The organism is Ruegeria intermedia (assembly GCF_900129345.1).
GTDB lineage: Bacteria > Pseudomonadota > Alphaproteobacteria > Rhodobacterales > Rhodobacteraceae > Ruegeria > Ruegeria intermedia.
The window spans coordinates 15,695-34,446 of sequence record NZ_FQVK01000013.1; the positions used below are offsets into that span (position 1 = coordinate 15,695).

Consider the following 18,752-nt stretch of genomic DNA (forward strand, 5'->3'; position numbering starts at 1 on the left):
AAACTATGGGGATACGCTGGTCGTTATCAACGATTGACGCAAGGTAAATGTCACTTTGACACTTTTGTGTGCGGCAGGATCGGCCAGAACGGCAAAAATGACGCCAACCAGTGTCAGGTGATCTTTACACTCTGGCGTGTTTCTGAACAGATACGCTCAGCCGGAACCTGAACAGGAATTTCCAGACAGTGAATGCTCACAAACGCATAAGTTTTCAGTTTGTTCGTGACGAAGTCAAAAGGCGGATCGAAACCCGTGTCTGGCCACAAGGCACATTGCTGCCGACCGAGACCCAACTGGCCGAGGAATTCAACTGCGCGCGGGCAACCGTGAACCGGGCGCTGCGCGAACTTGCCGAACAGGGCTTTGTCGAACGCAAACGCAAAAGTGGAACCCGGGTCAAGAAACTGCCCAGCAAACAGGCCAAGCTCGAGCTGTCTCTGGTCCGGCAGGTCGTGGAAGACCAGAATGCCGCCTACCGCTATTCGCTTGTGGAACGGAATGTGGAGCCCAGCCCCGGTTGGCTCAGCTCTCAGCTCCGCCTGCAGGCGGATGCGCGGGTCCTGCATGTGGTCTGCATGCACTATGCGGACAACCGCCCCTTTCAGCACGAAGAACGGTGGGTCAACATCGCCGCCGTCCCCGAGATCGAAACGGCCGACCTGGAGCAGACATCGCCGCATGAATGGTTGCTGGACGCCGCGCCGTTTTCGGTTGCCGAAATCGCCTTCAGCGCCATTTCCGCCGACAGCAGCCTGACTGATTACATGGGCACAACGACCGCAGCGGCGATGATGCAACTGGAGCGGACCACCTGGAAGGACGGGGTGCCATTGTCCTTTGCCCGCATGACCTTCCACCCCGGATACTGCATCCGCACCCGGTACTGAAACCTAGCCGATTGGCCCCGGCCGACGTTCTTCGCTCAGAAGCACGTTGGCTTCGACATCCCCGGCCCCGGGCAGCGTCATGATGCGGCGGCGCAGAACGCGCTCGAAATCCGCTAGGTCACGCGCCACCACGCGCAGCCGATAATCATACAGGCCCAGAACGTGTTCCACGGTCTGCACCTCGGGGATGGCGCTGACGGCGCGTTCGAAGTCCTCGAGGCTGACCTGGCCTTTGCGCGCCAGCTTGACGCCCAGAAATACGATGACGCCGAACCCCAGCGCCTCGGCGTTCAGGCGCAGCCGGCGCCCCTTGATGACGCCCGCCTGTTCCAGCCGCCGGATCCGGCGCCAGGTGGCGGGTTGCGACAGCCCGAACCGGCGCCCCAGCGCCCCTGCGCTCTGCGTGGCGTCCTGCGCGAGGGCGCGCAGCAGTTTGCGGTCCAGTTCATCCAGTTGGATCATACCGGCAGCACCTCGTCCCGCTTGACCCGCGCTATGTGCATCAGGGCCTCGATATCGGCGATATGCGGCAGGGTCAGGATTCGGTCGCGATAGACCTGTTGATAATGCGCCATGTCCCGCGCGATGACGGACAGACGGACATCGACCCGGCCCAGAAAGGTCTGGATCTCGATCACCTCGGGCACCTTGCGGGCGGCTTCGGTGAATTCGTCGAAGGCGCGCGGCTGGGTCTTGTCCAGCGTCACCCGCAACGACACCTCGACCGCATAGCCCATGGCGGCCCAGTCGATCACGGCCTCCTGCCCCTGAATGATCCCGGCGGCCTGCATCTTTTCGATCCGGCGCCAGCAGACGCCGTTGCTGATCCGGCAGCGCTCGGCCAGTTCGGCGGTGCTCAGGCTTGGGTCGGCCTGGAAATGGCGCAGGATGCGGCGATCTATGTCGTCCAGCATGAATTTTTCACTTTTCTTCATTCTTACGAATTAGTCTTCACGTTTTTCCCAAATACTCAACTCCAATGCTCTCGCCAATAGCAATCGCCGCAGATAGAAACGCAGCAATCGAAACAGAAAGGACCGGCAAAATGCGCGTCTACTACGATCGCGATTGCGACATCAACCTGATCAAGGACAAGAAAGTGGCCATCCTGGGCTATGGCTCCCAAGGCCACGCCCACGCGCTGAACCTGCGCGACTCGGGCGCCAAGAACCTGGTCGTCGCCCTGCGCGAAGGCTCGCCCTCGGCCAAGAAAGCCGAAGCCGAAGGCCTGCAGGTGATGGGCATCGCCGAGGCCGCGGCCTGGTGCGACGTCATCATGTTCACCATGCCCGACGAGCTTCAGGCCGAGACCTACAAGAAATATGTGCATGACAACATCAAGCCCGGCGCGGCCATCGCCTTTGCCCACGGCCTGAACGTGCATTTCGGCCTGATCGAGCCGAAAGAGGGCGTGGACGTCATCATGATGGCCCCCAAGGGCCCCGGCCACACCGTGCGCGGCGAATACGTCAAGGGCGGCGGCGTGCCCTGCCTGGTGGCCGTTCACACCGACGCGACCGGCAAGGCGCTGGAAACCGCGCTGTCCTATTGCTCGGCCATTGGCGGCGGCCGTTCGGGCATCATCGAGACCAGCTTCCGCGAGGAATGCGAAACCGACCTGTTCGGCGAGCAGGCCGTTCTGTGCGGCGGTCTGGTCGAACTGATCCGCTGCGGCTTTGAAACCCTGGTCGAGGCCGGCTATGCGCCCGAGATGGCCTATTTCGAGTGTCTGCACGAGGTGAAGCTGATCGTGGATCTGATCTATGAAGGCGGCATCGCCAACATGGACTACTCGATCTCGAACACCGCGGAATACGGTCAATACGTCACCGGCCCCCGCATCCTGCCCTATGAGCAGACCAAGAAGGCGATGAAAGAGGTTCTGAACGACATCCAGCAGGGCAAGTTCGTTCGCGACTTCATGCTGGAAAACCAGGTCGGTCAGCCCACGATCAAGGCTTCGCGCCGGGCCAACGACGAACACCAGATCGAAGAAGTCGGTAAAAAGCTGCGGGGCATGATGCCCTGGATCTCGGCCGGCAAGCTGGTCGATCAGGAAAAGAACTGAGCCCCGAACGGCTTGGACCCAAGGGCGGCCCCGGTGGCCGCCCTTTTCATGCAGAACGGATGAACGCGCACGGATGGTGCCTCAACCCGACATACGCGACTGGAGCGGCGTCATAGCCCTGGGCCTGATCTGGGGCGGCACCTTCATGGTCGTCGCGATGGCGTTGGAAGGCTATGGCCCGATCACGGTGGCCACGGCGCGAACGACGCTGGGCGCGGTGATGCTGCTGGCCTTGATGGGGCTGTCCGGGCGGAGTATCCCCAGCCTGACACCAGGTCTGGCGTGGTCGGTGATCCTGATCGGCATCCTGTCCACCGCGCTGCCTTTCGTGCTGCTCAGCTGGGGGCAGCAATATGTACCCTCGGCCTTTGCCGGGCTGTCCATGGCGGCGATTCCGCTGATGGTTCTTCCGCTGGCGCATTTCTTCTCGGATGAACCCCTGAACGCTCGTCGTTTCGTGGGGGTATCGTTGGGCTTCACCGGAGCGCTGGTGCTTATCGGCCCGGGGCTTGCGCAACTGGGCAGCGGGGCCGAGCCGCTGGCCCAACTGGCCTGCATCGGGGCGGCGTTATGCTACTCGGTGGCGTCGATCCTGACCCGCCGCTGCCCGCCGATCGACCCGGTGGTTCTGGCCGCGCTGACATTGGCGGTGGGCGCGGCGATCCTGCTGCCGATCATGCTGACGACCGAGGGCGTGCCCTCCCCACAGGGCCTGCGCCCCACGCTGGCGCTGATCGTGCTGGGGCTTGTGCCAACGGCCTTTGCGACCCTGCTACGCGTGTCGATCATTCGCAGCGCCGGGTCGGTCTTCATGACGCTGGTGAATTACCAGGTTCCGATCTGGTCGATGATCTTCGGCGCGTGGATCCTGTCCGAGGCACTGCCGCTGCGGTTCTACATCGCGTTGGCGCTGATCCTGACCGGAATGGCCATCAGCCAATGGTTCAGTCTGCGCAAGATGCTGTTGGGCTACTGACGCGCGGCGGCTTCGACTTCGGCCACGATCCCATCAACGACCTGCGTCAAAAGGGCGTCGTCCTCGCATTCCGCCATCACGCGGATCAGGGGCTCGGTGCCCGACTTGCGGATCAGCAACCGCCCCTGCCCGTTCAGCCGCGCCTCGGCATCGGCGATCGCGGCCTTGACCGTGTCCGTTTCCAGCGGGGCCTGCCCCTCACCATAGCGCACGTTCTTCAACAGTTGCGGCACCGTCTCGAACTGCTGCGCCAGATCCGAGGCTTTGCGCCCCGAATTCACCATCTCGGCCAGGAAATGCAGCCCCGCCATCAGGCCATCGCCGGTGGTGGCATAGTCGCTCATGACGATATGGCCGGATTGCTCGCCGCCAAGGTTGAACCCGCCTTCCCGCATACGCTCGACCACATAGCGGTCACCGACCGCCGTCCGTTCCAGCCGCAGCCCGCGCGCGCCCAGGAACCGCTCGAGCCCCAGGTTCGACATGACGGTCGCAACAAGCGCGCCGCCTTTCAGCCGTTCGGAAGAGGCCCAGGCGGTGGCCAGAAGGGCCATGAGTTGATCACCATCGGCGACCTGCCCGGTCTCATCCACGATCACCACCCGGTCGGCGTCACCATCAAGGCAAATGCCCACATCCGCCCCATGCGCCACGACGGCCTCGGCCGCAACGCGCGGCTGGGTCGAGCCGCAACCCAGGTTGATGTTCTTGCCGTCGGGCGCGGTTCCCACCGGGATCACCTCGGCCCCCAGTTCCCACAGCACCTCGGGTGCGGTCCGGTGCGCGGCGCCATTGGCGCAGTCGATCACCACCTTCAGCCCGTCCAGCCGCAGATTGCGCGGCAGAGATGACTTGACCCGCTCGCCATAGCGGAACCGCGCGTCATCGACACGCCGGGCGCGACCGATATTCTGCGCCTGCGCGGGTTCGACACCCGCTTCGATCAACTCTTCGATCTCAAGTTCGGCCTGATCGGACAGTTTGAACCCATCGGGGCCGAAGAACTTGATCCCGTTGTCCTCGGCCGGGTTGTGGCTGGCCGAAATCATCACGCCCAGATCGGCCCGCATCGACCGGGTCATCAGCCCGACCGCCGGTGTCGGCACCGGCCCCAGCAGCAGCACGTTCATGCCGGTCGAGGTCAGCCCCGCCGTCAGCGCGCTTTCCAGCATATAGCCCGACAGGCGCGTATCCTTGCCGATCACCACCCGGTGAACGCCGGTACGGTCGCGGCGAAAGTACCGCCCTACCGCCGCGCCGATCCGCAACGCCATCTCGGCCGTCATGGGATAGGTGTTCGCGGTGCCCCGCACCCCGTCGGTTCCGAACAGCTTGCGCATTTCTGCTTTCTCCGGTTGGTCCTGCCTGCGACCCGATTACCGGACAGCGGCCCACAGACGCAAGGCCTGAGCGGTCTCGGCCACGTCATGCACCCGGATGATCTGCACACCTTGCGACAATCCGGCCAACGCCACGGCGATTGATCCCGGCGCGCGGGCATCCTTGCGCGGCTCCTTGCCGATCCGGCCGATGAAACCCTTGCGCGACACGCCCAGTAGGATCGGGCAGCCCAACCCGTGAAACAGGCTGAGACTGCGCAACAGGGTCAGGTTGTGCTCCTCGGTCTTGCCGAACCCGATGCCCGGATCGACGATGATCCGGCCCCGATCCAGCCCGAGGCCTTCCAGCCAGGCCACCTGCCCGGACAGGAAATCGTAGACGTCCAGCAGAACGTCGTCATAGGTCGGGTTGTCCTGCATCGTGGCCGGATCGCCCTGCATGTGCATCACGCAGACCGGCGCGTTGATCTCGGCGCAGAAAGCGCCAAGTGCGGGATCGTATGTAAAGCCCGAAACATCGTTGATCAGCCCCGCCCCGGCCTCGGCCGCGGCCCTGGCCACAGAGGATTTGCGCGTGTCGATCGAGATCAGCGCCGGTGTTTCGGCCCGGATCGCGCGGATCAAGGGCTGGGTGCGCGCGATCTCTTCGTCCTCGGGCACGAAATCCGCACCGGGGCGCGTGGATTCACCGCCGATGTCCAGAATGGTCGCACCGTGCGCGACCATTTCCCGGGCCGCTGCACACGCGGCATCAGGCGTGTTGTGCTTGCCACCGTCGGAAAAGCTGTCGGGCGTGGCGTTCAGGATGCCCATGATCTGCGGCTGCGTCATGTCCAACCCGGCAATCGCGGCGCGCGGTTGCGTCAGCCGGTCGAGCCACGTTTCAGGGATATCGGCGACCGCAACGACCCGGGGGGTCGCGTCACGCTGCAGACATTCGGCATGGGTGAACCACAGGCTCTGCCCGGCCAGCGGCAAGGCCCCGTCCGGGCGCACAGGCCCGTGTTGCACCAGTGGGCGGTAATAGCGGGTCACAGTTGCGCCTGCTCCACCGGGACCGCACGCAGCGGTGTTTTGGGCGCCTCGGGCAGTTGTCCACCGATCACCAGCATTTCGCTGGCCTCGAACGTGGCGGCGAACCAGGCGGCCAGCACGACCGCATCCGAGGGCGCCGCCGAAGGCCCATCGACCGCATCCAGAACGATCTTGGACGGTGCCCAGACACAGATCTGCCCGTTCTTCATGGCCCAGTCCAACTCGGTCCGGGTCGAGACGACGACACAGCGATGATCACGCGCGGCCAGCACCCAGGCGTTCTGCTCGATCGCCAGCAGGTCGATCCGGCGCTGGGTCATGGCGTGCCCGGTCTGCGGCACCGGCAGATCCGAGGCGCCCACGCACAGGATCAGAGGCCGCTGCCGGCTCTCCAACTGGTCGATCCAGCCCGACAGGTTGTCCGAGGCAATCGCCGCGTTCGACAGAAAGACCAGCCTGGGATGGGGGCGCTCTTCCTCGATGACATCGTGGTGGACTGCATCCTTGCCACGTACGATCTCGACCCCCAATGCGCCGGGGCCCCGGTCCAATTTTTCGATGCGGACAAAAGCCCTTACCGCCTGAGGCTCAAGCAGAATCCGCTCGGCGACCCGTTCGGCCAGCGTTTCCAGAAGGTTCAGACGCTCGGCCGCCAGCTCATAGGCGATGGCCTCGGTCACCCGGTCGTAGGACAGGATGCGGTCGACGTCATCATCGATCTGCTCGGTCAGCGGGCGCACCTCGACCACGATGTTGAAGCAGATACGCTGGGTAGTGCCCCGTTCGGCCTGAAATGCACCGATCTCGACCTCGACGATGTGATCGCGCAGCGAAATGCGATCCAGCGGTCCGCGTGGCGCGGTCGCTTCGGACCGCTCCGACGGGTGCGCAAAGGCAAGACGGATTTCAGAACTCATGGCACGGGCCTTTTCGGGCAGCTTGGACAGATTTGCCCAAATTATTCGTTGGGCGCGGCTATAGCACTCAAACAAACGCCATTCCAGCCGCCGAAAGCGGCGTCAGGTGACGCGGTACCAGCTCATCTTACCAGACATGGCATGGTCCAGCATGCGGCAATGCAGCAACCAGTTGCCCGGGTTGTCGGTGACCCGCGCGATCTCGCGGGTTTCGCCCCGTTCGACCAGAACCGTGTCGCGCCACGGGCCAAGACTTCCGTCCGACAAGATCAGCCGAAAGTTGTGGCCATGCAGGTGCATGGCGTGCGCAAAGGCGGTGTCGTCGGAGCAGCCAAGGCCTATGTCGGAGAAGCCGCAAGCGCAGCGGCGGATTTCAGAAGGTCTCGGCGGCTTGGTTTCATTGCGGGTCTCCTTTCCCGCGACATAGCCTGCCCTCACCCCCGCGCCACCAAGAATCCCGCGCGGGTGCGTCAATGCGCGCTAGTTGCTCGCCGTGCGGTAATTGTGACGGTAGAAGATGTGAACCCCGATCCGTGCGGTTTCTTTGTAGACCCGCGCCCAGGACGGGCGAACCGCCGTTGTGTGGTAATGCGTGGCCCCGGACGTCAGCGGTTTTCCGGCGCCGTCCAGAACCAGACGGGCCACCTTGGAAACGCGCTCATAGGCTTTCTTTTCCCGGATCACTTCCTTGTGGCCGTCGCAAGTATAGGTGAACTGACATTGATACTTCTTGCCCGTACCCTGCCGGATGACGCCGCACACCGTGTCGGGAAAGCGGCTGCTCTCAACCCGGTTCATGATCACCTCGGCCACGGCGAATTGGCCCCGCACGCTTTCGCCGCGAGCCTCGAAATACAAGGCCTCGGCCAGGCATTTCAGATCTTCGCCACCGGTCGCCTCGGGCAGTTGATCCAACCACGCCTTCGAGTATTTCACCTCGACGGGCGCAGACTTTTTTCTGGGCTGAAACAGCTTGAAATAGTCGCGGAAACTCTGGCCCGGCAACTCGTTGCGGGTCACCAGTTCGCGCTTGGCACCATCGGTACCGTCCCGATCGGCAACAGACGCGCTCGGCAGCACGGTTGCCGCCGAAATGGCAACAGCCAGTATGAAACGTATCATCAGATAACCTCGCACAGGCACTTCACGCGCCAAACCCTCCCCCGGCGGGCGCGACCGGGGGTTTAGCCCAAAAGGGGGCGAAGGTCCATATGCGATAGAGCAGCAGGAAATTTCCCGCCTGCGCAGCCCGAACGGATCGGGCCGAACACCATCCCAAACCCACTATTCTTAGGGCCCAAGCCGACTGTCAACCCCCAAGTTTTGACGCAATCGCCAACTGAGCGGAAGCCAGCCGAGCGACCGGAACCCGGAACGGAGAGCAGGACACGTAGTCGAAACCCAGGTCCCGGCACAGGGCGATTGATTCGGGGTTGCCGCCATGTTCACCGCAGACCGACAGCGTCACATCCGGCCGGGCCGCACGCCCGCGTTCCGCGCCCAGTTTCAGCAGCTCTCCCACCCCGTCGGCATCCAGGACATGAAACGGATCCTCGGAAAACACGCCTTGCTGGACATAGGCCGACATGAACCGTCCGGCATCGTCCCGCGACAGGCCATAGGTCATCTGGGTCAGGTCGTTGGTGCCAAAGCTCAGGAACGACACATGGGGCGCGATCTCTTCGGCGCGCAGGCAGGCGCGCGGCGTTTCGACCATCACGCCCAGGCGGTACTCGAAATCCTGACCCCGCTCGGCCGCGACGGCCGCGGCCACCGAGTCGATGCGGGCCTTGACCAGCTCGACCTCGCGCTTGGCCGACACCAGCGGGATCATCACCTCGGGCACCACCGGGGCGCCGTTCTTGCTGGCCTCGAGCGTCGCCTCGAAAATCGCGCGGGCCTGCATGTCATAGATTTCGGGCACCGTCACGCCAAGGCGGACGCCGCGCAGGCCCAGCATGGGGTTGTATTCGCTCATCGCCTCGACCCGGCGCTCGACATCCGAAACCGGCAGGTCCAGCGCCTCGGCCAGTTCACGCTGGCCGCTGCGGGTGGTGGGCAGGAATTCGTGCAGCGGCGGGTCGAACAGGCGGATGCAGACGGGCTGCCCTTCCATGATCTCGAAAAGCTGAACGAAGTCGTCGCGCTGCATCGGCAACAGGCGTTCCAGCACCGCCGCGCGCCCGGCGGGCGTCTCGGCAAAGATCATCTCGCGCATCACGATCAGACGACCGGGCTCGAAGAACATGTGCTCGGTCCGGCACAGGCCGATCCCTTCGGCCTGGAACCGACGCGCGACCTGCGCATCCGCAGGCGTGTCGGCATTGGCGCGGATGGCGATGTCGCGTTCGGCATCGGCCCAGCCCATCAGGGTCTGGAAACAGTCGTCCAGCGCAGGCTCGAGCATCGCCGGCTGGCCCGCCAGCACCTGCCCGGACGTGCCGTCGATGGTCAGAATGTCGCCGGTCTTGAACACGCGGCCGTCCGGCGCCACCAGTTGTTTTTTCTTGGTCTGGAACCGCATCTCGGACGCACCGACGATGCAGGGCAGCCCCAGACCGCGGCCAATCACGGCGGCGTGGCTGGTCATCCCGCCCTTTTCGGTCAAAACGGCCACGGCCGCATGCATGCCCCGCACATCCTCGGGCGAGGTTTCGCGGCGCACCAGGATGCAGGGCTCGCCCCGCGCGGCGCTGGCCTGTGCCTCGGCCGAGGTGAACACGATCCGCCCACTGGCCGCCCCCGGGCTGGCCCCAATCCCGGTGGTGAGCACATCGCGCTCGGCCTCGGGATGGACCTGCCGGTGCAGCAACTCGTTGAGAGAATGCGGATCGATCCGCATCACCGCCTCTTGCGGGGGGATGATTCCGTCTTCGGCCAGCCGCACGGCGATGCGCATCGCGGCGCGGGCGCTGCGCGGCACGCGCACACCGTCCAGGATATGCACCGTGCCGTTTTCGATCACGAATTCGACCTGCATTTCCTCACGCAGTTTCTTCCGCATCAACGCGGCATGGGCCTTGAGGTCGGCAAAGGCTTGCGGCGCCACATCCTCGAGCGACGGTCCGCGAGGGTCTTTTTCCAGATACAGCGCCGAAACACCTTCGCCCAGCGCGTCGCGGCCCTGGCTCTGGCTCAGATAGCGGCCCGTGATCTGCGGCAGGCCCGTCGTGGGGTCCACCAGCTGCAGAACGCCCGAGCCGCACTCGCCCTGCCCGACCCCCGGAATCATCTCCTGGATCACCAGGCCCAGCCCGGCATCGGCCGGCGCCCCCTTGGCCTGACGCAGCAACCGCGCCGAGGTGCCGTCCCACGCCCGCGCCATCGAGCGCAGCACCCCGATCAGCTGCTCGCCCCGGTCCTGCGGGAATTCCTCGTCGGTCTCGTCCTCGTAGGCGCGCAGGGTCTGGCGCAGCCCGCTGCGGCCGTCCCCTTCGATGTCGTCGAACACATCCGGATCCAGCCGGGCGACGTGGATCGCATAGCTTTGCACGAACCGCAGATACAGGGCGGCGGCGGCCTCGGCCCCCATCTTGTCGGACAGCTCGACATAGCGCGCGTCGTTCATGCCGATGTTCAGCACCGCGCCCGGCCCGCCCCAGTCGGGGTCCTCGGAACTGGGCCGGACGCACAGCAGGGCCGAGGAATCGAACTGTTCCAGCACCGCCGAAATGTCGGGCAGCTCGCCATCGGCGATCCGCTGGACGGCGTCGAAAGACAGCGCCACGGTGCGCGGCACCGGCAGGTCCAGCCGCACCAGGCGTTGCAGGCATTTCGCCCGCCCGCCATGCGTATTCGCGGCGATGGGCGCATCGGGTGTGACAAGCGTTGTATGCGGATTATTCTGCACTGCGGCACCTTTTGGTTTCACCGCAGCATAAGCGCCTGTGCCGGTCACGCAAGGGCCGAGTGGGCGCGCCGCGGCGCGCCCGTTGGACTCAGCCTTCGATCTTTGTCAGGTCCGCGACGCTGGAACAGATCTGGCGGATCTGGCTCAGCAGATTCAGACGGTTGCGGCGCAGAACCGGGTTGTCGGCATTGACCTGAACGTCCTCGAAGAACGCGTCGATCGGCCCGCGCAGCGCGGCCATCGCCGCCATCGCCGCCGGGAAATCCTCGGCCGCAAGCGCCGGCGCGATCTTGGCCTGCGCCTCGTCCAGCGCGGCGAACAGGGCCTTTTCGCTGTCGGTTTCGGCGAATTTCGGATCCGCCCCGAAGGAGTATTCGACCCCGTCCTTTTCCTCGGCCTGGGTCAGGATGTTGTTGGCGCGCTTGAACCCCTGCACCAGGTTTTCGCCATCTTCGGTCGCGATCACCGCATTCAACGCGCGGGCGCGTTTGACCAGCAGGTTGATGTCATCATTGCCGTCCATCGCGATGCAGGCATCGATCACGTCATGGCGGATGCCCTCGTCGCGCAAGAACACCTTGAGCCGGTCGTGGAAGAAGTTCAACAGATCCTGGGTGGCTTCCGGCACCTTCCGTTCCATGTGCAGAATATCGGACAGGCGTTTTCCGGCCAGCTTCTCTTTCACAACCCGGAACGCCGCGCCAAAGACCCCGTGCTGGGCGATTTCTTCCAGCAGATCCGCGACATGCTCGTCATGCACCGCGTCGTTCGAGGCGACCTCGGCCCGGACGAGCTGTGCGTTCAGAATGCCGCCCAGCTTCAGCCGCAGGTCATTGTTCAGGATCAACCGGATCACCCCCAACGCCGCGCGGCGCAGCGCGAACGGGTCTTTCGAACCGGTGGGCTTTTCGTCGATCGCCCAGAACCCGGTCAACGTGTCCAGCTTGTCGGCCAGCGCCACCGTCACCGACAACGGTGCGGTGGGCACGTCATCCGACGGGCCCAGCGGCGAGTAATGCTCTTGCGCCACGGCGGCCACGGCGGCGTCTTCGCCGGCGGCTTCGATGTAATACCGCCCCATAAGCCCCTGAAGTTCCGGGAATTCATAGACCATTTCCGAGCTTAGATCGGCCTTGGCCAGTCGCGCGGCCTTCTCGGCCTGGTCCGAGTCGGCGCCCGTCACCGGGGCCAGTTCGCGGACCAGTGCGGCGATGCGGTCGATTCGCTGCGCCTGGGTGCCCAGCTTGTTGTGGAATGTCACGTTCTCCAGCGCGCGGGTCCATTGCGTGATGTCCGATTTGGCGACGCGCAGGTCGTTCTCCCAGAAGAATTTCGCATCGGCCAGACGCGCCGACAGAACCTTCTGGTTCCCGGCCAGAATGGTCGCGCCATTGTCGGTGGTCTCGCGGTTGGCCACGGTGACGAACCGTTCGATCCGCCCCGTTGCGGGATTGCGGACCGAGAAGAATTTCTGGTGCTCTTTCATCGAGGTCTGCAGCACCTCGGGCGGCAGGTCGAGGAATTCGTCGTCGATCTGCCCCATCAGCACCACGGGCCATTCGACCAGCCCGGCCACCTCGGCCAGCAGGCCCTTGTCCTCGACCACCTCCAGACCGGCGGCAAAGGCCAGGTTCTGCGCATCGTTCCAGATGTGCTCGGCGCGTTCCTCGGCCGACAGCACGACAAAGGCGCGTTTCAGCTTGGCGGCGTAATCCTCGAACCCGGTCACGGCAAACCGGCCCGGCGCCATAAAGCGGTGGCCCTCGGTGGTGTCGCCGGCGGTGATCCCGTCGATCTCCATCGGCACGACCTGCGCGCCGGATTCATCGCTGAGGATGCACAAAATCGAATGCAGCGGCCGCACCCAGCGCAAGGCCCCACTGCCCCAGCGCATGGATTTCGGCCAGGGGAAGTTGCGGATCGTGTCGGCCAGAACCTCGGCCACGATCTCGGCCGCCGGACGGCCCGGTTTCTCGATCGTGGCGAAATAGACCGCGCCTTTGGGCGTGTCGCGTTCCTCGAGTTGGTCGCGGCTGATCCCTGCGCCACGCAGGAACCCCTCGATGGCCGTGTCCGGCGCGCCGACCTTGGGGCCCTTGCGCTCCTCGCGGATGGTGGGGCTTTCGGCCAGCAGCCCCTCGACCGCCAGTGTCAGGCGCCGCGGCGTGGTCAGGGCGTGGGCATGGGCATAGGTCAGACCGGCCTCGACCAGACCGTCGGTGATCCGTTTTTTCAGATCCTCGCCGGCGCGGGTCTGCATGCGCGCGGGGATTTCCTCGGAAAACAGTTCGATCAGCAGGTCGGGCATTTTCGATCCTTAGAAATTGACGATCGTCTGGATGACGATGGCATTGGCGATATCCACGAAGAATGCGGATACAAGGGGGAGCACGATAAAGGCAATAGGCGAAGGCCCGTATCGCTTGGTTACGGCGGTCATATTGGCAATTGCGGTCGGTGTCGCGCCCAGCGCGAAGCCGCCGAACCCCGCCGCCAGCACGGCCGCGCGGTAGTTGGCGCCCATGACCGGGAACAGAACCCAGATCACGAAGGCCGCCGCAAACAACGTCTGCGCCGTCATGATCACCACGATGGACAGGCCCAGATCGGCGATGGTCCAAAGTTGCAGGCTCATCAAAGACATCGCCAGAAACGCGCCCAGCGCGAATTCCGAGATCAGCGCCAGCGACGGCGTGCGCGACACCGGCGCGGCGCGCGGGGCCAGCAGAGGGCGCAGGTTGCCGATCACGATGCCCATGATCAGGCACGGCACGAATAGCGGCAGTTTCAAACCCGCGGCCAGGATCGCCTGAGACAGAGCATAGCCAGCGATGATGGCCATGTTCAGGTACAGCAGCACCCGCATCACCGTCAGGTGGTCGATCTTCGCAGAGACCTCGGACGGCGCGTCGGGCACGCCGATCGTGTGTTCCTCGTCCGGGCGGTTTGGCGACAGGTCGCGCCCCTCGATCAACAGACGCGCGATGGGGCCACCGACCAGCGCGGCCAGGACCAGGCCCAGAGTCGCGACAGCCACGCCCAGTTCGGTCGCGCCCTCAAGCCCGGTCACCTGCGCGACCTCGGGCGCCCAGGCGATGGCGGTGCCATGGCCGCCGATCAGCGCGGCCGACCCAAACAGAACGCCGGACTGCGCCGGATAGCCGAAGGCCGCCGCCCCCGCCGCGCCGATCAGGTCCTGCGCCACGATCGTCAGCAACGTCAGGATCAGCAGCAGCACCAGAGGCTTTCCGCCCGCGATCAGGTCGGACAGCCGGGCATTCAGGCCGATCCCGGCAAAGAACAGCACCAGCAGGAGATCCCGCGCGGTCAGGTCGAATTCCAGTTCGATCCCGAACAGCAGATACAGCGCCAGAACCACCAGCGAGGCCAACAGGCCTCCGGTCACGGGTTCGGGGATGTTGAACCGGCGCAGGGCCTCGGCGCGGGCGTTGATCTCGGCGCCCATCAGGTAGACCGCAAAGCCCAGCGTTGCCGCCATGAAACCGGGGATATCCAGGGTAAATTCCACCGCGGGCCTCAGTTTTCGGAGCGCGGCGGACATTCCTCGCCGATCACGGTGCCGTCATAGGCCTTTTCGCCGCAGTTGTTCAGGACGTGCCAGGCAAAGCCGCGCCCGTCCCGGGTGACCGCAACCACCCTGTCCACACCATAGTGGATGTTCTTGACCCCGATGAACGCGCGGGCCGTGCCGCTTTCCAGCGCATTGCCCAGCGCCTCGGCGTCGTAGCAGTCGAACCAGGCAGGCGCCGTCAGCGGCTCGGCCTTTTGGGCGGGTTCGAACTGCTGGGCCAGTTGGTCCGGTGTCAGATCGGTCGTGAAACAGGCGCGGTACCGGATCGGAGAGCTGTCGGCGTCGATGGCTTGAAACCCGTCATAGGAAATGGGCACCGTCGCGCCGCTTTGCCGGTCGGTCAGAACGACATCCCGGCCGGGGGTCGGCGTGACGGTGTAATAATACCCATAGACCTGCAGGTAATACATGGCCGCGCCCGCGACCACCGCGCAGACCACAATGAGAATTGCCAGCAGCTTTCCGGTCATAGATCGCGCCTCCTGTTCACGCAGCGTCTTTCAAGTCGTAAGAAAATGAGACAAGGTCGGAACCGGAACCTGATATCATAGGGCAGTTTGCATGGATCTGACACTGGCCACCGGATTTTTCGGCGCGCTGTTCGCGATCATGAACCCGATCACCAACCTGCCCGTTTTTCTGAGCGTGACCGAGGGTCTGGATCTGGGCGACCAGCGCAAGGTTGCGGTCAAGACCGCCTTGTACTGCCTTGTTCTCGGGGGGCTTTTCGCCATTCTCGGCAATCAGATTCTGGGGTTGTTCGGGATCAGCGTCAATGATCTGCGGGTCGCCGGCGGCCTTGTGGTTCTGCTGTTCGGGCTGAACATGCTGAACGGCGGCGAAACCAGCGCGCATCATGGGACGGACAGCGAAAAACAGGCCTATCCTGCGCCCGAGACCGTCGCCTTCTATCCGCTGACCTTTCCCATTCTCGTGGGGCCGGGCACCATCACCACGGTCATCCTGTTTGCCCATCATGTCGGCAACGTTGCCGATGCCATGCTTTATGCCGGGGTGTTTTCGGGCGTGACGCTGCTGTTGCTGGTCACCTTCTGGAATGCCGCGGCCCTTGGCCGGCGCCTGTCGGACAACGCCCGCGTCATCATGAGCCGCCTGATGGGCATGATCCTGTCGGCCATCGCGGTCGGCATGATCGCGGACGGCCTGAAGGCCCTGCTGCCGGGATTGGCCTGAGCGGCCCATCAGGCCTGGTACCCGGCCGCCTCGGTCTGCACGAAGGCATCGGCACATTGCTTGGCCAGCGCCCGCACCCGCCCGATATAGGCCTGCCGTTCCGTCACCGAGATCACGCCGCGCGCGTCCAGCAGGTTGAAGATATGGCTGGCCTTGATGCACTGGTCATAGGCGGGATGCGCCATGATGATGCGCTTGCCCGTCTTGGGGTCCACATGCTCCTGGCTCAGGATCGCGGCGCATTCGGCCTCGGCCTCCTCGAAATGGCGCAGCAGAACCTCGGTATTGGCCACGTCGAAATTCCAGCGGGCGTATTCTTCCTCGGTCTGCTTGAAGATGTCGCCATAGGTCAGCGGGATCGGCGATTGCGGATCGTTGAAGGGCATGTCCATCACGTGGTCGATGCCCAGCACATACATCGCCAGACGCTCCAGCCCATAGGTCAATTCGCCCGAGACCGGCGCACAGTCATGGCCGCCGACCTGCTGGAAATAGGTGAACTGGCTGACTTCCATGCCGTCGCACCAGACCTCCCAGCCCAGGCCCCATGCGCCCAATGTCGGGCTTTCCCAGTCATCCTCGACGAACCGGATGTCGTGCAGGTCCATGTCGATGCCGATGGCCTGAAGGCTGCCCAGATACAGCTCTTGCAGGTCCGGCGGGCTGGGTTTGATCAGCACCTGGTACTGGTAATAATGCTGCAGACGGTTGGGGTTTTCGCCATAGCGGCCGTCGGTCGGGCGGCGCGAGGGCTGCACATAGGCCGCGGCCCAAGGCTTGGCGCCCAGTGCGCGCAAGGTGGTTGCAGGGTGGAAGGTGCCGGCTCCGACCTCCATGTCATAGGGCTGCAGAATGGCGCAGCCCTTCGAGGCCCAGTAGTTTTGAAGCCGCAGGATGATTTCCTGAAATGAACGTGGTGCGCTGGACGGTTCGGTCATGACATTCCCTTTGGGCGCGGATGTGCCCGGTTCCGGTCGGTTTGGCCCTTCCTATGCAAGGGGCCAGAGGGCGTCAACGGGCCAATGGCCGCTGGCTGTCACTGTGCCGCCACACTGGAAATTCCCCGTGGCCGGGCCATGGCTTTCGCCGGCGTGAATCGCGTAATCTGTTCCACAGCCAGGACACCGCACAAACGGGCAGAAAATGACACGTATTCTAGTTGCATTTCTTTTCACGATTTCTTTCGGCCTGCGGGCCGCGATCGCTCAGCAAGGCGCCGACCCCGGCGTCTGGGTTCAGATCGAGGCGCAGCCCTCGCTGCGCGAGGCGCAGGAACGCGCCCAGGCCTATGCCGGCGCCCTGCCCGACGTGAACGGGTTTCGCCTGAACAGCGGCTGGTACGCCATCGTGATCGGCCCCTATCTGCGTGCGGATGCCGAACAGGTTCTGCGCGTCTATCGCGCCGAGCGTCAGATCCCGTCGGACAGTTTCATCACCTTTTCCACCGCGCTGGGACAGCAATTCTGGCCCATCGGCGCGAATGTCCTGAACCGGGGCGCCATCACGGCCCCCGTCCAGCCCGAACCCGAACAGCCTCAGGCCGGCCTGACCCTGCAAGCGTCGGACGAAACCCGCGCCCAGGCTCTGCAATCCGAACGGCGACTGAGCGCGCAGGAGCGCAAGGACCTGCAGACCGCCCTGCAGGCCGCCGGATTCTACAACGCCACGATCGACGGCGCATTCGGACAGGGCACTCGCCGGTCGATGGCCGACTGGCAGCGGTTCAACGGGTTCGAGCCCACCGGCGTTCTGACCACCGCACAGCGCAAGGTGCTGATGGATGACTACGATGCGCCGCTCATCAGCGTCGGCATGCAGCGCCATGTCGATGACCGCGCCGGGATCTCGATGGACCTGCCGCTGGGTGTCGTGGCCTTTGACCGGTACGAGGCGCCGTTCGCCCATTTCAACCCCACGGGCGATCTGGACGCCCGCGTGTTGTTGATCAGCCAGGAGGGCGACAGGAACACGCTGCGCGCCCTCTACGAGGTGATGCAGTCGCTGGAAATCGTCCCGCTCAACGGCCCGCGCGAGATCCGTGGCAACCGCTTCTCGATCGAAGGCCGCGGCAACGGGATCGTGTCCCATACCCAGGCCGAGTTGAAGGATGGCCGAATCAAGGGTTTCACCCTAGTCTGGCCCGAGGGGGACGAGGCCCGCCGGTCGCGCGTTCTGTCCGCCATGACCAACGGCTTTGCCCCGCTGGACGCGGTGCTGGACTCGTCCGCCGGTGTGACGGCCAGCCAGAGCGTCGATTTGATGTCAGGCCTGCGCATCCGCAAGCCGCGCCTGTCGCGGTCGGGCTTCTTTGCCGACCCCAGCGGGCTGGTCCTGACCGTGGCCGAGGCCGTCCAGAACTGCGGCCGCATCACTCTGGATGATGATCAGGACCTGGAACTGGCCCACAGCGATCCCGACCTGGGCGTGGCGGTTCTGCGACCGGCACGCGATCTGGCGCCGATGGCCGTGGCAGCCCTGAACGACGCGCCGCCGCGACTGCAGTCCGAGGTGGCCGTCGCCGGGTATTCCTATGAAGGCGCGCTGGGTGCCCCGACGCTGACATTTGGCAAGGTCGCCGACCTGCGCGGCCTGAACGGCGAGTCCGGCGTGACCCGCCTGAGCCTTGCGGCGCAACCGGGGGACGCCGGCGGGCCGGTCTTTGACGATCACGGCAATGTGGTGGGCCTGTTGCTGCCCACCCGGACCGAAGGCCGCACCCTGCCCCGCGATGTCAGCCTGGCCGCCGCGGCCGCGCGCCTGCATGACCTGTTGTCAAAAGCAGGCGCCACGGCACAGCCCGCGCAGGAAACCGGACAGGTCTCGCCGGACGAGCTGAACCGACGCGCGACCGGCATGACGGTTCTGGTGAATTGCTGGGACTGATCCAGGC

The 18,752-nt window shown here is 64.6% G+C and carries 18 protein-coding genes; 5 read left to right on the forward strand and 13 right to left on the reverse strand.

Annotation, left to right across the window (positions count from 1 at the left end):
* The first annotated feature begins 275 nt into the window (after positions 1 to 275).
* On the forward strand, positions 276 to 890 hold the full coding sequence (locus F3H26_RS10620; RefSeq protein WP_316635381.1) for a UTRA domain-containing protein: 615 nt from the start codon (positions 276 to 278) through the stop codon (positions 888 to 890).
* A 3-nt stretch (positions 891 to 893) separates the two neighbouring features.
* On the opposite strand, the gene F3H26_RS10625 is transcribed toward F3H26_RS10620, so the two are convergent.
* Both F3H26_RS10625 and F3H26_RS10630 read right to left on the reverse strand, forming a co-directional pair.
* The gene (locus F3H26_RS10625; RefSeq protein ID WP_149776037.1) at positions 894 to 1,352 is read right to left on the reverse strand and encodes an Lrp/AsnC family transcriptional regulator; all 459 of its coding nucleotides are present in this window, start codon (positions 1,350 to 1,352) and stop codon (positions 894 to 896) included.
* On the reverse strand, positions 1,349 to 1,804 hold the full coding sequence (locus tag F3H26_RS10630) for an Lrp/AsnC family transcriptional regulator (protein WP_149776038.1): 456 nt from the start codon (positions 1,802 to 1,804) through the stop codon (positions 1,349 to 1,351). Before F3H26_RS10630 ends, F3H26_RS10625 begins: the two co-directional genes overlap by 4 nt.
* Positions 1,805 to 1,935: 131 nt before the next feature.
* Here F3H26_RS10630 and ilvC point away from each other — a divergent pair, with 131 nt between their 5' ends.
* Complete coding sequence (gene ilvC, locus F3H26_RS10635; RefSeq protein ID WP_149776039.1) at positions 1,936 to 2,958, forward strand: ketol-acid reductoisomerase; 1,023 nt, start codon at positions 1,936 to 1,938, stop codon at positions 2,956 to 2,958.
* 73 nt (positions 2,959 to 3,031) lie between these two features.
* Positions 3,032 to 3,934 carry a DMT family transporter gene (locus F3H26_RS10640; protein ID WP_149776040.1) on the forward strand — a complete coding sequence of 301 codons (903 nt, stop codon included), beginning with the start codon at positions 3,032 to 3,034 and terminating at the stop codon, positions 3,932 to 3,934.
* Here the strand turns inward: F3H26_RS10640 and glmM are convergent.
* The 10 genes from glmM to F3H26_RS10690 all read right to left on the reverse strand — a co-directional run bounded on the left by glmM (position 3,928) and on the right by F3H26_RS10690 (position 15,138).
* Positions 3,928 to 5,274 carry a phosphoglucosamine mutase gene (gene glmM / locus F3H26_RS10645; RefSeq protein ID WP_149776041.1) on the reverse strand — a complete coding sequence of 449 codons (1,347 nt, stop codon included), beginning with the start codon at positions 5,272 to 5,274 and terminating at the stop codon, positions 3,928 to 3,930. The genes F3H26_RS10640 and glmM overlap by 7 nt on opposite strands.
* Before the next feature lie 36 nt (positions 5,275 to 5,310).
* Complete coding sequence (gene folP / locus F3H26_RS10650) at positions 5,311 to 6,309, reverse strand: dihydropteroate synthase (protein ID WP_149776042.1); 999 nt, start codon at positions 6,307 to 6,309, stop codon at positions 5,311 to 5,313.
* Complete coding sequence (locus F3H26_RS10655) at positions 6,306 to 7,226, reverse strand: dihydroneopterin aldolase (RefSeq protein WP_149776043.1); 921 nt, start codon at positions 7,224 to 7,226, stop codon at positions 6,306 to 6,308. The genes folP and F3H26_RS10655 overlap by 4 nt, the downstream gene beginning before the upstream one ends.
* Positions 7,227 to 7,328: 102 nt before the next feature.
* Positions 7,329 to 7,598 carry a multicopper oxidase domain-containing protein gene (locus F3H26_RS10660; protein WP_394349770.1) on the reverse strand — a complete coding sequence of 90 codons (270 nt, stop codon included), beginning with the start codon at positions 7,596 to 7,598 and terminating at the stop codon, positions 7,329 to 7,331.
* Complete coding sequence (locus F3H26_RS19995) at positions 7,565 to 7,651, reverse strand: twin-arginine translocation signal domain-containing protein (RefSeq protein ID WP_149776124.1); 87 nt, start codon at positions 7,649 to 7,651, stop codon at positions 7,565 to 7,567. Before F3H26_RS19995 ends, F3H26_RS10660 begins: the two co-directional genes overlap by 34 nt.
* Positions 7,652 to 7,706: 55 nt before the next feature.
* Positions 7,707 to 8,348 (reverse strand): cell wall hydrolase, encoded by a 642-nt coding sequence (locus F3H26_RS10670; protein ID WP_188127744.1) that lies wholly within the window; start codon positions 8,346 to 8,348, stop codon positions 7,707 to 7,709.
* Positions 8,349 to 8,535: 187 nt separating this feature from the next.
* Positions 8,536 to 11,097 (reverse strand): putative PEP-binding protein, encoded by a 2,562-nt coding sequence (locus tag F3H26_RS10675; protein ID WP_149776044.1) that lies wholly within the window; start codon positions 11,095 to 11,097, stop codon positions 8,536 to 8,538.
* A gap of 67 nt (positions 11,098 to 11,164) precedes the next feature.
* On the reverse strand, positions 11,165 to 13,384 hold the full coding sequence (gene glyS / locus F3H26_RS10680) for a glycine--tRNA ligase subunit beta (RefSeq protein ID WP_149776045.1): 2,220 nt from the start codon (positions 13,382 to 13,384) through the stop codon (positions 11,165 to 11,167).
* Between the two features lie 9 nt (positions 13,385 to 13,393).
* Entirely contained in the window at positions 13,394 to 14,575 is a 1,182-nt protein-coding gene (gltS, locus tag F3H26_RS10685; RefSeq protein ID WP_394349771.1) for a sodium/glutamate symporter, read from the reverse strand.
* Positions 14,576 to 14,613: 38 nt separating this feature from the next.
* A complete protein-coding gene (locus tag F3H26_RS10690; protein WP_149776047.1) occupies positions 14,614 to 15,138 on the reverse strand; it encodes a DUF6446 family protein in 525 nt (174 codons plus the stop codon).
* A gap of 91 nt (positions 15,139 to 15,229) precedes the next feature.
* Here F3H26_RS10690 and F3H26_RS10695 point away from each other — a divergent pair, with 91 nt between their 5' ends.
* Positions 15,230 to 15,862, forward strand: a complete 633-nt coding sequence (locus tag F3H26_RS10695; protein WP_149776048.1) for a MarC family protein — start codon at positions 15,230 to 15,232, stop codon at positions 15,860 to 15,862.
* Positions 15,863 to 15,870: 8 nt separating this feature from the next.
* Here the strand turns inward: F3H26_RS10695 and F3H26_RS10700 are convergent, their stop codons facing one another.
* The gene (locus F3H26_RS10700; protein WP_005982253.1) at positions 15,871 to 16,800 is read right to left on the reverse strand and encodes a glycine--tRNA ligase subunit alpha; all 930 of its coding nucleotides are present in this window, start codon (positions 16,798 to 16,800) and stop codon (positions 15,871 to 15,873) included.
* 205 nt (positions 16,801 to 17,005) lie between these two features.
* Here F3H26_RS10700 and F3H26_RS10705 point away from each other — a divergent pair, with 205 nt between their 5' ends.
* Entirely contained in the window at positions 17,006 to 18,745 is a 1,740-nt protein-coding gene (locus F3H26_RS10705) for a serine protease (protein WP_149776049.1), read from the forward strand.
* Positions 18,746 to 18,752: the final 7 nt, after the last annotated feature.

Coding starts and splice junctions, on each gene's coding strand:
- glyS (WP_149776045.1), bottom strand. CDS start 13,384: ATGCCCGACCTGCTGATCGAACTGTTTTCCGAGGAAATCCCCGCGCGC.
- F3H26_RS10670 (WP_188127744.1), bottom strand. CDS start 8,348: ATGATACGTTTCATACTGGCTGTTGCCATTTCGGCGGCAACCGTGCTG.
- F3H26_RS10705 (WP_149776049.1), top strand. CDS start 17,006: ATGACACGTATTCTAGTTGCATTTCTTTTCACGATTTCTTTCGGCCTG.
- ilvC (WP_149776039.1), top strand. CDS start 1,936: ATGCGCGTCTACTACGATCGCGATTGCGACATCAACCTGATCAAGGAC.
- glmM (WP_149776041.1), bottom strand. CDS start 5,274: ATGCGCAAGCTGTTCGGAACCGACGGGGTGCGGGGCACCGCGAACACC.
- gltS (WP_394349771.1), bottom strand. CDS start 14,575: ATGGCGGCAACGCTGGGCTTTGCGGTCTACCTGATGGGCGCCGAGATC.
- F3H26_RS10625 (WP_149776037.1), bottom strand. CDS start 1,352: ATGATCCAACTGGATGAACTGGACCGCAAACTGCTGCGCGCCCTCGCG.
- F3H26_RS10655 (WP_149776043.1), bottom strand. CDS start 7,226: ATGAGTTCTGAAATCCGTCTTGCCTTTGCGCACCCGTCGGAGCGGTCC.
- F3H26_RS10690 (WP_149776047.1), bottom strand. CDS start 15,138: ATGACCGGAAAGCTGCTGGCAATTCTCATTGTGGTCTGCGCGGTGGTC.
- F3H26_RS10640 (WP_149776040.1), top strand. CDS start 3,032: ATGGTGCCTCAACCCGACATACGCGACTGGAGCGGCGTCATAGCCCTG.
- F3H26_RS19995 (WP_149776124.1), bottom strand. CDS start 7,651: ATGTCGCGGGAAAGGAGACCCGCAATGAAACCAAGCCGCCGAGACCTT.
- F3H26_RS10630 (WP_149776038.1), bottom strand. CDS start 1,804: ATGCTGGACGACATAGATCGCCGCATCCTGCGCCATTTCCAGGCCGAC.
- F3H26_RS10695 (WP_149776048.1), top strand. CDS start 15,230: ATGGATCTGACACTGGCCACCGGATTTTTCGGCGCGCTGTTCGCGATC.
- F3H26_RS10700 (WP_005982253.1), bottom strand. CDS start 16,800: ATGACCGAACCGTCCAGCGCACCACGTTCATTTCAGGAAATCATCCTG.